This window comes from Streptomyces chartreusis NRRL 3882 (assembly GCF_900236475.1).
GTDB classification, from domain to species: Bacteria; Actinomycetota; Actinomycetes; order Streptomycetales; family Streptomycetaceae; genus Streptomyces; species Streptomyces chartreusis_D.
On sequence record NZ_LT963352.1, the window covers coordinates 3,297,433 to 3,310,526 of the forward strand.

Below are 13,094 nucleotides of genomic sequence, written 5' to 3' on the forward strand. Positions count from 1 at the left end.
TCGATTCTCCCCGCCTAGAAGAACTCCCCCCACGGCTGGTCCCAGATCTGCTTCACGCACAGGACCAGGAACAGCAGGCCCGCGACGGCGAGCATCGCGTTGCTGACCGGGCCGTTGCGCCACTCCCTGGGGGTGCGGGGGGAGTTCAGGAGCCAGATCAGCGTGCCGGCGAGGAAGGGCAGGAAGGCCGCGCCGAGGACTCCGTAGATGATGATCAGGCGGAAGGGCTGGCCCTCGAAGAGGAGGATCATGGGCGGGAAGGTCAGCCAGAGCAGGTAGGCGCGGAAGGGCCAGGAGCGTTCGCGTGTCCCCGAGGCGACCTCCTCGCCCTTCGCCTGGCCCCGGCCCGACAGGCGGGCCACGAAGTCGGCGAACATCAGGCTCACGCCGTGCCAGACGCCGATCAGCGAGGTGAAGGACGTCGCGAAGAAGCCGATCAGGAAGAACTTGGCCGTCGCCGAGCCGTACTCCTCCTCCAGGATGTCGCCCAGCTGGATCAGGCCCTTGTCACCGCTCGCGATCGCGACGTTCGCCGAGTGGAGCAGCTCCGCGCCGACGAAGAGCATGGCGATCACGAAGATGCCGGTCGTGGCGTAGGCGACGCGGTTGTCCAGGCGCATGACCTTCATCCAGCCGGTGTCGGTCCAGCCCTTGGCGTTGACCCAGTAGCCGTAGGCCGCGAGCGTGATCGTGCCGCCGACACCGCCGATGAGGCCCAGGGTGTTGAGGACCGAGTCCTTCTCGTCGGGCAGCACCGGGAGGAGACCCGCGAACGCGTCGGGGATGTTCGGGGTGACGCGGATCGCCAGGTACACCGTCACGAGGAACATGACCCCCACCAGGACCGTCATGACCTTCTCGAACACCGCGTACTTGTTGAACCAGACGAAGACCAGACCGACCAGGCCGCAGGCGATGCCCCACCACTTCAGGTCCATCACGCCGGGGAACAGCGCCTGGAGCGGCAGCGCGCTCGACGACATCGCCGCGGCGCCGTAGACGAAGCCCCAGACCACGACGTAGACGGCGAAGAACCATGTCGTCCAGCGGCCGAGGCCGGCCCAGCCGTCGAACAGGGTGCGGCCCGTGGCCAGATGCCAGCGGCCCGCCGCCTCGGCCAGGGAGATCTTCACCAGGCAGCCGATGATCGCGGCCCACAGGAGGGTGTAGCCGAAGTTGCTGCCCGCGATCAGCGTGGCGACCAGGTCGCCGGCCCCGACACCGGTCGCCGCGACGACGATGCCCGGGCCGATGTACTTCCAACTCGCCTTGCGCATCGCAGGGGGCTCGTGGGCCGCGTTCTCCGTGGTGTTTCCCGTGGTGTCCGCCATGAGGGTCAAGAAACCGCAAACAGGCCGGGCCGACAAGAGGGTGTGTATCGGAATCACCCAAGGGCGCGGGGAACTGCGCGAACGGCCACAACGCACCCGCAGACCGGGAACGGGCCTCGGCGGCTGGGCATACCGCCAAGGCCCGACCAGCGGAGCGTCACGGCTGTCGCCGACCACAGCCGTCCGATCCGCACGTGCCGAGCTCGAACCACACGGTCTTGCCCGGCCCGTCCCGGTGGCAGCCCCAGCGCTGGGCCAGCGCGTCCACGAGGAACATCCCGCGGCCGTTCTCCCCGGTGCCGGCGTCCAGCACCCGGGGCACGCGGCGCTCGGTGTCGGCCACCTCGCAGCGCAGTACGCCGTGCGCGGCGAAGAGGGTGAGCCGGAAGCGGCTCTCGGCGTGCACCAGCGCGTTGGTGGCCAGTTCGCCGACGAGCAGTTCCGCCACGTCCGCCACCTCACCGCGCTCCGCAAGCCCCCATCCCTCCAACTGCCTGCGCACCTCGGCGCGTGCCTCGCGGACGGCGGAGGGCTCGGGGGCGTACTCGACGCTCAGGTGACCCGCTCCCAGGGGTGGTTGCGGGAACGGGCTGCGCCCGGAGAGTTGCAGCATGGCTCCAGGGTGTCCCGGGGACGGGTCCGGCGCAGGGGGAGGACTACCCGATCCCCTACCTGCTTGCGCAGGTGGGCGGGTTACGCGTACTGGAGGCGGACCGTGGCTCCCCCGGCGTCGTCGCGGATGTCCACGTACGCGCAGACCTGCCGCGCGTACCACAGCCCCGGGCCGGGCTCCGGCCCGGCGGGCGGTGGCGGGACGAAGCCGGCGAGCGGATCGCGGACGGGACGGGCCGAGCGCAGTTCGCAGACACAGGCGGGCGCCTCGCCCCACAGCAGGGCGGTGCCGTCGAGGGGCGCCAGGGCCGCCGCCGTCTCCGCGACGGCCGTGGCGAACAACTCGGCGTCGGCGGCGGGAAGCCCCCGGGCTTCCGCCCAGACCTGCACGGCGGCGGCGTGCGGCTCCGCCAGGGGCCGCGCACCGGCCGGGGGCAGCGGCAGCGGTACGGCGTCGAGTTCGGCCGCGAGCCGCACCGGGTCCTCGTACACGTCCGTGTCGGGGTGGGCGCGACGGGCCGCGGCGACGACGGCGGGGCCGGCGGTGCGGGTGTCGTACGCGCACAGGGCGGTCGTGGCCATGGGCGCGAAGAGGAGGTTGGCGAGGGCCTCGTAGCGGATCCACTCGGTGGTCTCGCGGGCCGAGCGGCCGGCCCGGCCGCTCCAGACGGGTTCCATGAGGAGGTGGATCCGGCCGCCGGGGCCGGCGTGGGCGGTGAGGTAGGAGGCCGCCCGGGCGACGGCGTTGGCGGCGGAGCCGGTGTACCAGTCGGTGTGCGGGATGCAGGTGACGTCCTTGGCGTCGCTGCCGAGGGCGTCCCGCAGGAGGTCCAGGTTGCGGGGGTCGGCGATGGCCACGGGGGGTGGTTCGCCGGGGGCGGCGAGGCCTTCGCCGAGGAAGGGCAGGGCGGCGGCCACGAAGTCGTCGTCGGTGCCGAAGACGGCCATGCGGTGGCCGAACGCGGCGGGCGTGGGCGGCTGTCGGGTGGTCATGGGTTCCCCTCGGGGGTCGCGGTACGGACGGGTCGGCGCTGGGCCGTCACCCAGGCGGCGATCTGGCTGCGGTTGCTGAAGCCGAGCTTGCTGAGGATGCGTTCCACATGGCCTTCGGCGGTGCGGCGGGCGATCACCAGACGGTCGGCGATCTGCTGGTTGGCGAGCCCTTCGGCGACGAGGCGGGCGACCTCGGTCTCGCGGCGGGTGAGACGGACCGGGGTGTCGTCGTGTGGGACCCGGGGCTCGCGGGGGTGCGGGCGGGCCGGTTCCTGGAGCGCCTGGCCGACGAGCTCGGCGAGGCCGAGGCCGGCGCCGCGCCGGTGGGCCCGTTCGAACGCGTCCCGGCCCAGGGCCCGGCAGGCCCGCTCCTCGCTGTCCCGGCGTGCGGAGTTGAGGGTGCGCGCGCCCCAGCGGGCGGCGTCGATGTCGGCCCAGACGCGGTCGGCGCCGCCGAGCAGCACGGCCGCGTGCCGGTGGGCGCCGCGTTCGGTGGCGATCGACGCGAGCAGGTCGAGGGTGAGCGCGATGCCGATGACGTCGTGGACGGCGAGCTTCAGGCGCAGGGCCTCGCGGGCGTGCCGCTCGGCCCGGGCCCAGTCGCGGCGCACGGTGTGCGCGAGGGCGAGCATGCGCAGCACGTACGACCGTACCCACTGCTCGCCGTGCCGCTCGCACAGTCCGAGGGCCCGCTCGCACACCTCCACGGCCCGGTCGGCCTCGCCCAGGAATCCCAGCGCGCAGGCGAGTTCGACCTGGTCGAGGCCGACGATGCTGAGGTGCTGGCCGGGCACGGGGCCGCGGGCGACGGTGGTCTCGAAGTGCCGTAGCGCGCCGGGCAGATCGTCGCCGAACAGCCGGAGGACGCCGATGACGTACTCGGCGTGGGCGGCCTCGGCGGCATCGCCCAGGACCCGGGCGAGGGCGAGGGCGTCCCCGGCGTGCCGGCGGCCGCGGGGGAAGTCCTGGGTGGCGGCGGCGAGCAGCCCGGCGACCCAGAGGCCCCGGACCCGTTCCGGGGTCGGCTCGGGGTTGGCGGCCAGGGCCCGGTCGAGCCAGTACAGGCCCTCGCGCGGGGCGCCGCAGGCGTGCCAGTAGAACCAGAGGGTGCCGGCGAGCCGCAGCCCGGCACGCGCCTCGCCCGGGGTGGAGAGGCTGAAGTCGAGGGCGGCGCGCAGGTTGTCCTGGTCGGCGCGCAGCCGGGCGACGGTCTCCGGCTGCCCGGGCCCGAACCAGCCGCGCTCGCACTCCTCGGCCGACCGCAGCATCCAGTCCCGCTGCCGCCGCCGGGCAGCGCCCTCCTCCCCGACGGTCCGCCGCAACTGCTCCAGCCCGTACTGCCGCAGCGTGTCGAGCATCCGGTACCGCACCCCGCCGGGTCCCGGCTCCCGGCACAAAACGGACTTGTCCACGAGCCCGGCGACGGCGTCGAGCACATCGTCGGCACGGAGGGCGGCGCCCGGGCGGACGGTCCAGGCGGCCGGGGCGCCGGCGGTCGGCGGGGGCGCGGCAGGGCCACCCGGGTGGGGCGGGGGCGGTGGCAGGCCCGGACGGGGGGCGAGCAGGGGCTCGGGGCGCATCACGGGCAGCGGCACGATCCCGCCGGGCGGACGGGGCGCGGGCGGCACCACGTTCCCCGGCGTCACGGTCGCCGCGAGCGCCTGCACAGGCCGGGCGTGTTCACCGGAACCGTTCACCAACGGGGCGCCGCCCGACGGCACATCGACACGTCCCCCGCGTGCCCCGCCCGGGACACCGCCCGCGAACGCCCCGCCGGCGAGGTGTCCGCCGCCCGGCAGGAGCGTCTCCGCCGGCGCCGGGGACGTCCCCCACCCGGCGTCCGGCTCCCCGGTGCCGTCCGCGCACACCGCCTCCGCCGTCTCCAGGTCGAAGCCGCCCGCCAGGACCGACAGCCGGGCCCACACCTGTTGCTCGGGACCGGTGCACAGGTCGTGGCTCCAGGCGACCGCCGCGCGCAGGGTCTGGTGGCGGGGCAGGGCGGCGGGGCTGCCGGTGGTGAGGAAGCGGTAGCGGTCGTCGAGGCGGTCCACGAGCTGGTCGACGTCGAGGACGCGCATGCGGACGGCGGCGAGTTCGATGGCGAGGGGGAGACCGTCCAGGCGGTGGCACAGGCGGGCCACGGAGGCGCGGTTGTCCGGGGTGAGGCGGAAGCCGGGGACGACCGCGGCGGCCCGGTCGGCGAACAGCGTGAGGGCCGGATAGCCCGCGGCGGCGGAGAGGTCGCCGTCCGGGTCGGGCACCGGCAGGGGCCGCACCTCCAGCAGGTGCTCCTCGATGAGCCCGAGCCGGTGCCGGCTGGTGGCGAGGACGCGGACGCCCTCGGTGCCGCGCAGCAGGGCCGCGGCGAGCTGCGCGCACGCCCCCGCCAGATGCTCGCAGTTGTCGACGACGAGCAGCAGCCGCCGGTCCCGCACCTGCTCGACGAGGACGTCCAGCGGCGGCTGCGCCGAGTGGTCGTGCAGCCCCAGCGCGTCGGCGGCGGCGAGCGGCACGAGCGCCGGGTCGTGCAGTCCGGAGAGGTGCACGAAGCGCACGCCGTCCGGGAAGGCCCGCTGTACCCGGGCCGCGATGCGCGCGGCGAGCCGGGTCTTGCCGACGCCGCCCGGCCCGGTCAGCGTCACCAGCCGTGCGCGGGCCAACAGTTCGCGTCCCTGGGTCAGTTCGCCACGCCGGTCGATGAAGCTGGTCGTCTCGACCGGCAGCTGGTGGTCCCGTCGTGGCGCTGATCCGCCCATGATCAGCCAGTCCTCTGGGGGTGTGGTTCGAGGATCCGGACATTCCGGCTCCCCTAGGGCCTCACTGTCCCCCGTTGCGTACATATATGCACGCTCGGGTCACACCCGTGGGTGTACTTCGACCAGGACGGCTCAGCCGCCGTGCCGCCCGCGTACACTGCGCGGCCGCTTTCAGCCTTGACCTGCTCATGCCAACGGCAGAACGATGTGCGCCACCCGCACACGTACGTCGCACGGAACAACCCCACCTCCCACAAGGAGATTTCATGCGACTCCGCATACGAGGCTCCGGTGCCCGCGCCGGCAGACGCACCGCCGCCCTCGCCGCCCTCCTCGCACTCGCCCTCGCGGCACCCCTGTCCGCGACGACCCCGGACGCCAGCGCCGACAGCGCCGGCAAGGCGGCCCCGTCGGCCGGCGACGTCCGGCAGTACGAGGTCCACATGCACTCGACGGCCGAGGACCGCACGGCACTTCAACGCACCGGCGTGACCGTGGACGAGGCCCACGGCCACGGTGTCGTCGTCTCCGGACGTGCCGACCAGATCAAGAAACTGCGCGCGCTGGGCTACGAGGTCACCCCGCTCGGCGCGGTGCCCGACCGGTCCGCCGGCGAGGACGACGTCCGGCTCTACGACTTCCCCTCCGCCGACTCGCGCTACCACAACTACGCGGAGATGACGAGCGCGATCGACTCGATCGTCGCGGCCAACCCGTCCATCGTGAGCCGCCGCGTGATCGGCAAGTCGTACCAGGGCCGGGACATCGTCGCCGTCAAGATCAGCGACAACGTGGGCAGCGACGAGTCCGAGCCGGAGGTGCTGTTCACGCACCACCAGCACGCCCGCGAGCACCTCACCGTCGAGATGGCGCTCTACCTGCTGCGCGAGCTGACCTCCGACTACGGCTCCGACTCGCGCGTCACCAGCATGGTGAACAACCGTGAGATCTGGATCGTCCCGGACATCAACCCGGACGGCGGCGAGTACGACATCGCGACCGGGTCGTACCGCTCGTGGCGCAAGAACCGCCAGCCCAACAGCGGCAGTTCGTACGTCGGTACGGACCTGAACCGCAACTGGAACTACCGCTGGGGCTGCTGCGGCGGCTCCTCGGGCTCGACGTCCTCCGAGACGTACCGGGGCCCGGCGGCGGAGTCGGCGCCCGAGGTGAAGGTCGTCGCCGACTTCGTGCGCAGCCGGGTCGTCGGCGGGGTGCAGCAGATCAAGGCCGGCATCGACTTCCACACGTACAGCGAACTGGTGCTGTGGCCGTTCGGCTACACGTACTCCGACACGACGACCGGCATGACCGCGGACGACAACGCGGCGTTCAAGGCGGTCGGGCAGAAGATGGCCGCGAGCAACGGGTACACGGCGGAGCAGTCCAGCGACCTGTACATCACGGACGGGTCGATCGACGACTACCTCTGGGGCACGCACAAGATCTTCGGGTACACGTTCGAGATGTATCCGAGGTCCGGCGGTGGTGGGTTCTACCCGCCCGACGAGGTGATCGAGCGGGAGACCTCCCGTAACCGCGACGCGGTGCTGCAACTGCTGGAGAACGCGGACTGCATGTACAGGTCCATCGGGAAGGAAGCCCAGTACTGCCGGTAGTCGCTCGGCCGGCTACTCGGCGTCTTCCTCGAAGTAGGCGTCCAGTACCGCGTCCAACTGCTCGTCCCACTCCGTGAAGCGGCTCCTGGCCGGCGCCTCGATCTCGATCGGGTACCAGCGCCGGTCAGGGGTGTGGACGGTGACGGTGTACCGCTTGCCGAAGCGGGCGGTCTCCGTCTCCACCGCCCCGATCTCGTCCCAGCGGAACTCGCATTCCTGGTCGTCCAGGGACAGTCGTACGCCTCTGTGGTCGGCGACGATCTTCGCACGGCGGTCGGACGCCTCGAAGACGGGGCCGTCGACTTCGGTGTCCTCCTCCGGCTCGGCGACGGACGCCTCCGCCGTCTCCTCCGGCTCGGGGGCGGACTCCTCGGACCCGGCGACCTCAGGCTCCTTCTCCGGCCCGTCGTCCTCCGTCCTTCCGGACGCGGGTGACGTGAGCCCGGGGATGAAGGCCGGGTCGAATCCGGCGCCTTCCAGGGGCTGGCTGCTCGAACCTATGCGCTGCTCCACAGCGGAGCAGTATGGTCGACAAACCTGTGCCGCACATAGTCGGCCCCCACTTCGTTATCGGACGCCTACACGAACAGGCTCAGTACCGCCGCCACCGCGAACCCCGCCACCGACAGCACACTCTCCAGCACCGTCCATGACTTGAGCGTGTCCCGCTCGCTGATGCCGAAGTACTTGGCGACCATCCAGAAGCCGCCGTCGTTGACGTGCGAGGCGAAGATGGAGCCGGCCGAGATGGCCATGATGACCAGGGCGACGAAGGCCTGGGAGTGGTCTCCCTCGGAGAGCAGGGGCGCCACGATGCCCGCCGTCGTCACGATCGCCACCGTCGCCGAGCCCTGGGCGACGCGCAGGACCACGGAGATCAGGTAGGAGAGGACGAGCACCGGCAGGCCCACGTCGTTGAACGTGTCCGAGAGGGCCTGGGCGACGCCGCTGGCCTTGAGGACGGCGCCGAAGATGCCGCCCGCACCGACGACGAGCAGGATGTTGCCGACGGGCTTGAGGGACGCGGTCGACACCGTCTCCAGGGACTTGCGGGACCAGCCGCGGCGGATGCCCAGCAGGTAGTACGCGAGGAACAGGGCGATGGTGAGGGCCACGAAGGGGTTGCCGAAGAACTCGATCACCGAGCGGAGCGTGGAGGGGTCCAGGGCGATCGAGGAGAAGGTCGCGGCGAGGATGAGGACCAGCGGCGTGCCGATGATGCCGAGGACCGTCCCGAGGGACACCGGCTGCTCGCTCGGCGCGACCCCGGCGGCCCGCTGCTCGTCGACGACGGCCTGCTTGGCCTCTTCCGCCGCCTCGACCATGTCCTGCGGCACGGCGACGAAGATGCGGCGGCCGATCCACGCCGAGTACGCCCAGGCCGCGGCGACGGCCGGCAGACCGCAGACGATGCCCATCAGGATGACCCAGCCGAGGTCCACGTGGAGGAGACCGGCGGCGGCGACGGGGCCCGGGTGCGGCGGCAGGAACGCGTGGGTGACCGACAGGCCCGCGAGCAGCGGCAGGCAGTAGAGCAGGATCGACTTGCCCGAGCGCTTGGCGGCGGCGTAGACGATCGGGGCCAGGACGAAGATGCCGACGTCGAAGAAGACCGGGATGCCGAAGATCAGGCCCGTGAGGCCCATGGCGAGCGGGGCGCGCTGCTCGCCGAACAGGCCGAGGAGCCGGCCGGCCAGCACCTCGGCGCCGCCGCTGACTTCGAGGATCGCGCCGAGCATGGTGCCCAGGCCGATGATGATCGCGACATGGCCGAGGATGCCGCCCATGCCGGACTCGATGGTGGAGACGGCGTCCGACTTCTGGACCGTGCCGAAGAGTTCGGTGACCGACAGGCCGGCCGCGAGGCCGACGGCTATGGAGACCGCGAGCAGGGCGACGAACGGCTGGAGTCTCATCCTGATGATGAGGAACAGCAGCAGCGCGATGCCGAGCGCGGCGGTGAGCAGGAGTCCGGCCGTACCGTCGACCAGGAGGAGCAGGCCTCCGGTGTGGGGTGGGGTCTCGGCAGGGGCGGACGCGGCGAGCGGATGGGACATTTGGGGGTCCTCTGGGTAAAGGCATGCGGTTTCTGGGTAGGGGGGAGCGCGGCGCGGCGCATCGGTGGCGCCGCGCCTCGACAGCGAGGTGGGGTCGGGTCAGCCGAGGACGGCCAGTGCGTCGATCTCGACGAGGAGACCCGCGGGCAGGCCGACGTAGACCGTCGTGCGCGCGGCGGGCGGCCGGGTCAGGCCCTGCTCGTCGAAGTACGCGTTGTAGATCTCGTTGAACTCGGCGAAGTGCGCCACGTCGGTGAGGTAGACGCGGATCATCATCGCGTCGTCCCAGCCGGCGCCGCCCTCTTCGAGGATGGCCTTGACGTTGGCCAGGGTCTGGAGGGTCTGCTCGCGCAGGGTCGGCCCGGCGGGCGTGGGCGGCTTGCCCTCCTCGGCGGGCAGGAAACCGACCTGGCCGGCGACCTGGAGGATGTTGCCCTTCTTCACACCGTGCGAGAACTTCGCCGGCGGGGTGGTGTGGGTCTTGGGGGTGAGTGCGGTCTTGTCCGTCATTCGGTGCCCTTCACTGGTGTTCTGCCGGAGTACTCGCCGCTGATGGCGTCCGCCGTACGGCGCACCAGCGGCAGGAGGGTGAGGAGTTCGTCGGCGGTGACGACGACGTTCGGCGCGGAGACCGACATCGCGGCGACGACCCGGCCGTCGGCGCCGCGGATCGGTGCGGCGACACAGTTGATGGACTCCTCGTGGCCGCCGAGGTCGGTGGCCCAGCCCTGTTCGCGCACCTTCTCCAGCTCGCGCAGGAACGCCGTGGCGTTGGGTGTCGAACGGGCCGTGTACGCGGGGTAGTCGAGCTTCTCCGCCACCGCCCGCCGCTCGTGCTCGGGCAGGTCGGCCAGCAGCAGCTTGGCGACCGCGGCGACGGTGATGGCGACGGGCTTGCCGATGCGGGAGTACATCCGCACCGGGTAGCGGCTGTCGACCTTGTCGATGTAGAGGACCTCGTTCTCCTCGTACACGGCGAGGTGCACGGTGTGCCCGCAGCTCTCGTTGAGACGGACCAGGTGGGGATGGGCGATCTCGCGGACGTCGAGGTTCTCCATCGCCTCCTGGGCGAGGGCGAAGAGGCGGGCGCCCAGCCGGTAGCGCTGGTCGGACTGGCGGTAGACGAGGCCGTGTTCGTGGAGGGTGCGCAGCAGGCGCAGGGCCGTGGACTTGTGCACGCCGAGGCGGTCGGCGACCTGCCCCAGGTCGGCGGGGCCCTCGGCGAGCAGCGGCAGGATGCTGAGCGCGCGGTCGACGGTCTGGCTCATGGCGTACGTACCTCCTCTGGGGCCCGCTGTGTGTCCTCGGTCCAGCCCGGGCCGAGTCGCAGTCTCCCCCATGCCGCGTCGTCCAGGGCGACGAGCCGGTCGGCGTGCTGCCGGGTGGGAGGGGGCGCGAGGTCCCCGGGGACGGTGAGCGCGGCGGCGGCCAGCAGGTGCCCGTGCCGCAGCCGGTCCCGGACGGGCAGTCCGCGCAGGGTGGCGGAGAGGAACCCGGCGGCGAAGGCGTCCCCGGCGCCGACGGCGGCGACGACGTCGACCCGCGGGGCGGGCACGAAGGTGACGTCCCGCTCCTCGAAGACGGTGGCTCCCGCGGCGCCCTGCTTCACGACCAGCACCTCGGGTTCGGGGAGGGCGGCGCGGACGGCTTCGGGGCTGTGCAGCCCCCAGGCCTCGTCCTGCCCGACGAACACGAGGTCCGCGCCCCGCGCGAGGTCCCGCAGCACGTGGGGGGCGTCGGTGTCGCGCCACAGGCCGGGCCGGTGGTTGACGTCGAAGGAGACCAGGGGGCGGCCGGGCCGGCGCGCGGTCAGCTCACGCATCAGGTCCAGGCAGGTCTCGGACAGCGCGGCCGTGATCCCGGACAGGTGCAGCACCCGGCCGGCGCGGACCGCGTCCAGGTCCGTGTTGCGGGCCGACATGGCCGAGGCCGCGGACCCGGACCGGTAGTAGGCCACCTCGTGCGCGCCGGTGGCCCGGTCCCCGGCGGTGCGGAAGTAGATGCCGGTGGGGCGGGCGGGGTCGCGCCGGACGTGTGCCACGTCCACCCCGTACCCGCCGATCGCCTCGACCAGGTGGTCGCCGAACGGGTCGTCCCCCACCCGGCTGACCCATCGCGCGGAGTGCCCGGTGGCGGCCAGCACGCACGCCGTGTTGGACTCCGCGCCGCCGATGCCCCGGTCGAAGGAGGGGACGTCGGCGAGCCGTCCCGGCCGGGACGGCAGGAACGTGACCATGGACTCGCCGAGCGCGACGACGTCCACGACGTCGGGGGCGTTGCGGGGTCCGGTGGGGGTCACGATGCTCGTAGCTCCTGGTTGCTCGGCGGGGGCGGCGTGTGCGGCCGCTTTCGTTGACCCCGGGTGGCCGAGATGTTAGACAGCGTTGAGCGATATACGCAATGAATGTTGCAGCTTATGCAACACCGCTGATCAGGGAGGCTCCATGTCAGCCGATACCGCCGCCGAGTCCCTCGCCCGGCTCGCCGCCGAGCGTGTCGACCACCGCTTCAAGGGCCTCCCGCCGGACGCCGACGGCCTGACCGTGGGCGAGCTGGCCGCCCAGCGCCGGAACCTCTTCACCGGTGGCTTCGCCACGCCCGTGCTCGCGCTGTCCGCCGAGCGCCTGGAGCACAACCTGAGGCTGATGGAGACCTACGCGGACCGGCACGGCCTGGCCTTCGCGCCGCACGGCAAGACCTCCATGGCGCCGCAGCTGTTCCAGCGTCAGATCGACCACGGGGCGTGGGGCATCACGCTGGCGGTGCCGCACCAGGTGCGGGTGGCGCGCGCGTTCGGCACCCGGCGCGTGTTCCTGGCGAACGAGCTGGTCGACCCGGCGGCCCTGCGCTGGGTCTCCGCCGAGCTCGACGCCGACCCGGAGTTCCGCTTCATCGCCTACGTCGACTCGGTGCGCGGGGTGGAGCTGATGGACGCCGCGCTGGGCGAAGCCCGGCGCCCGCTGGACGTCGTCGTGGAACTCGCCGCCGGGGAGGGCGCCCGTACCGGTGTGCGTACGGAGGCGGAGTGCGCGGCGGTCGCGGACGCGGTGGCCCGCACGCGGTCCCTGCGGCTGGTCGGCGTCGCGGGCTACGAGGGCGAGGTGCCGAAGGCCGACCCGGAGCGGGTGACGGCGTGGCTGCGGCGGCTGGTCGCGCTGGCCGCCGGCTTCGACGAGGCCGGACGGTTCTCCGGTGTGGACGAGATCGTCGTCAGCGCGGGCGGCAGCGCCTGGTTCGACGCGGTGGCCGACGTCTTCGCGGAGATCCCCGAACTCTCCCGGCCCGTCCTGAAGCTGCTGCGCTCGGGCGCCTACGTCTCGCACGACGACGGCCACTACCGCAAGCTGACCCCGTTCAACCGGGTGCCCGAGGAGGGCGCCCTGGAGCCGGCGTTCCGGCTGTGGACGCAGGTCGTGTCGCGGCCCTCCGCCGAGCAGGCCTTCGTCAACGCGGGCAAGCGGGACGCGGCCTACGACCTCGACCTGCCCTTCGCCCAGGTGATCCGCCGGGACGGCGCCGAGCGCCCGGCCACCGGCGTGTCGGTGACGGCCCTGTCCGACCAGCACGCCTGGCTGAGCACCACGCCGGAGGCGGATCTGGAGGTGGGCGACTGGGTCGGTCTGGGGCTGTCCCATCCGTGCACGTCGTTCGACAAGTGGCCGCTGATCCCGGTCGCTCAGGCGGACGGCACGGTCGTCGACTACGTCCGTACGTTCTTCTAGGAGG

11 protein-coding genes are annotated in these 13,094 nt (G+C 72.5%); 2 read left to right on the plus strand and 9 right to left on the minus strand.

Features of this window, described 5'->3' with window-relative positions; genetic code table 11:
- Positions 1-14: 14 nt before the first annotated feature.
- The 4 genes from SCNRRL3882_RS14620 to SCNRRL3882_RS41730 all read right to left on the minus strand — a co-directional run bounded on the left by SCNRRL3882_RS14620 (position 15) and on the right by SCNRRL3882_RS41730 (position 5,692).
- Positions 15-1,331: an Nramp family divalent metal transporter gene (locus SCNRRL3882_RS14620; protein WP_010045746.1), complete on the minus strand. Its 1,317-nt coding sequence runs from the start codon at positions 1,329-1,331 to the stop codon at positions 15-17.
- Positions 1,332-1,488: 157 nt separating this feature from the next.
- Positions 1,489-1,944: an ATP-binding protein gene (locus SCNRRL3882_RS14625; RefSeq protein ID WP_010045744.1), complete on the minus strand. Its 456-nt coding sequence runs from the start codon at positions 1,942-1,944 to the stop codon at positions 1,489-1,491.
- Between the two features lie 80 nt (positions 1,945-2,024).
- Entirely contained in the window at positions 2,025-2,936 is a 912-nt protein-coding gene (locus SCNRRL3882_RS14630) for an MEDS domain-containing protein (RefSeq protein WP_010045741.1), read from the minus strand.
- Positions 2,933-5,692 (minus strand): ATP-binding protein, encoded by a 2,760-nt coding sequence (locus SCNRRL3882_RS41730; RefSeq protein WP_231911127.1) that lies wholly within the window; start codon positions 5,690-5,692, stop codon positions 2,933-2,935. Before SCNRRL3882_RS41730 ends, SCNRRL3882_RS14630 begins: the two co-directional genes overlap by 4 nt.
- 266 nt (positions 5,693-5,958) lie before the next feature.
- Between SCNRRL3882_RS41730 and SCNRRL3882_RS14645 the strand changes: the two genes are divergently transcribed.
- Positions 5,959-7,311, plus strand: coding sequence for a M14 family metallopeptidase (locus SCNRRL3882_RS14645; protein ID WP_010045736.1), 1,353 nt, complete (start codon positions 5,959-5,961; stop codon positions 7,309-7,311).
- A gap of 12 nt (positions 7,312-7,323) precedes the next feature.
- On the opposite strand, the gene SCNRRL3882_RS14650 is transcribed toward SCNRRL3882_RS14645, so the two are convergent.
- From SCNRRL3882_RS14650 to SCNRRL3882_RS14670, 5 genes are all read right to left on the minus strand, one after another.
- Positions 7,324-7,824 carry a hypothetical protein gene (locus SCNRRL3882_RS14650; protein WP_010045733.1) on the minus strand — a complete coding sequence of 167 codons (501 nt, stop codon included), beginning with the start codon at positions 7,822-7,824 and terminating at the stop codon, positions 7,324-7,326.
- A 65-nt stretch (positions 7,825-7,889) separates the two neighbouring features.
- Positions 7,890-9,368, minus strand: coding sequence for a GntP family permease (locus SCNRRL3882_RS14655; protein WP_010045732.1), 1,479 nt, complete (start codon positions 9,366-9,368; stop codon positions 7,890-7,892).
- A 99-nt stretch (positions 9,369-9,467) separates the two neighbouring features.
- The gene (locus SCNRRL3882_RS14660) at positions 9,468-9,878 is read right to left on the minus strand and encodes a RidA family protein (protein WP_010045731.1); all 411 of its coding nucleotides are present in this window, start codon (positions 9,876-9,878) and stop codon (positions 9,468-9,470) included.
- Complete coding sequence (locus SCNRRL3882_RS14665) at positions 9,875-10,636, minus strand: IclR family transcriptional regulator (RefSeq protein WP_010045730.1); 762 nt, start codon at positions 10,634-10,636, stop codon at positions 9,875-9,877. The genes SCNRRL3882_RS14660 and SCNRRL3882_RS14665 overlap by 4 nt, the downstream gene beginning before the upstream one ends.
- Positions 10,633-11,667, minus strand: a complete 1,035-nt coding sequence (locus tag SCNRRL3882_RS14670) for a sugar kinase (protein ID WP_010045728.1) — start codon at positions 11,665-11,667, stop codon at positions 10,633-10,635. The genes SCNRRL3882_RS14665 and SCNRRL3882_RS14670 overlap by 4 nt, the downstream gene beginning before the upstream one ends.
- Positions 11,668-11,812: 145 nt before the next feature.
- Between SCNRRL3882_RS14670 and SCNRRL3882_RS14675 the strand changes: the two genes are divergently transcribed.
- Positions 11,813-13,090 (plus strand): amino acid deaminase, encoded by a 1,278-nt coding sequence (locus tag SCNRRL3882_RS14675; protein WP_010045726.1) that lies wholly within the window; start codon positions 11,813-11,815, stop codon positions 13,088-13,090.
- Positions 13,091-13,094 lie beyond the last annotated feature (4 nt).

What these genes read in the sequence shown, in the direction of transcription:
- SCNRRL3882_RS14620 (WP_010045746.1), bottom strand. Translation starts at nt 1,331, where the DNA reads ATGGCGGACACCACGGGAAACACCACGGAGAACGCGGCCCACGAGCCC.
- SCNRRL3882_RS14625 (WP_010045744.1), bottom strand. Translation starts at nt 1,944, where the DNA reads ATGCTGCAACTCTCCGGGCGCAGCCCGTTCCCGCAACCACCCCTGGGA.
- SCNRRL3882_RS14630 (WP_010045741.1), bottom strand. Translation starts at nt 2,936, where the DNA reads ATGACCACCCGACAGCCGCCCACGCCCGCCGCGTTCGGCCACCGCATG.
- SCNRRL3882_RS41730 (WP_231911127.1), bottom strand. Translation starts at nt 5,692, where the DNA reads ATGGGCGGATCAGCGCCACGACGGGACCACCAGCTGCCGGTCGAGACG.
- SCNRRL3882_RS14645 (WP_010045736.1), top strand. Translation starts at nt 5,959, where the DNA reads ATGCGACTCCGCATACGAGGCTCCGGTGCCCGCGCCGGCAGACGCACC.
- SCNRRL3882_RS14655 (WP_010045732.1), bottom strand. Translation starts at nt 9,368, where the DNA reads ATGTCCCATCCGCTCGCCGCGTCCGCCCCTGCCGAGACCCCACCCCAC.
- SCNRRL3882_RS14660 (WP_010045731.1), bottom strand. Translation starts at nt 9,878, where the DNA reads ATGACGGACAAGACCGCACTCACCCCCAAGACCCACACCACCCCGCCG.
- SCNRRL3882_RS14665 (WP_010045730.1), bottom strand. Translation starts at nt 10,636, where the DNA reads ATGAGCCAGACCGTCGACCGCGCGCTCAGCATCCTGCCGCTGCTCGCC.
- SCNRRL3882_RS14675 (WP_010045726.1), top strand. Translation starts at nt 11,813, where the DNA reads ATGTCAGCCGATACCGCCGCCGAGTCCCTCGCCCGGCTCGCCGCCGAG.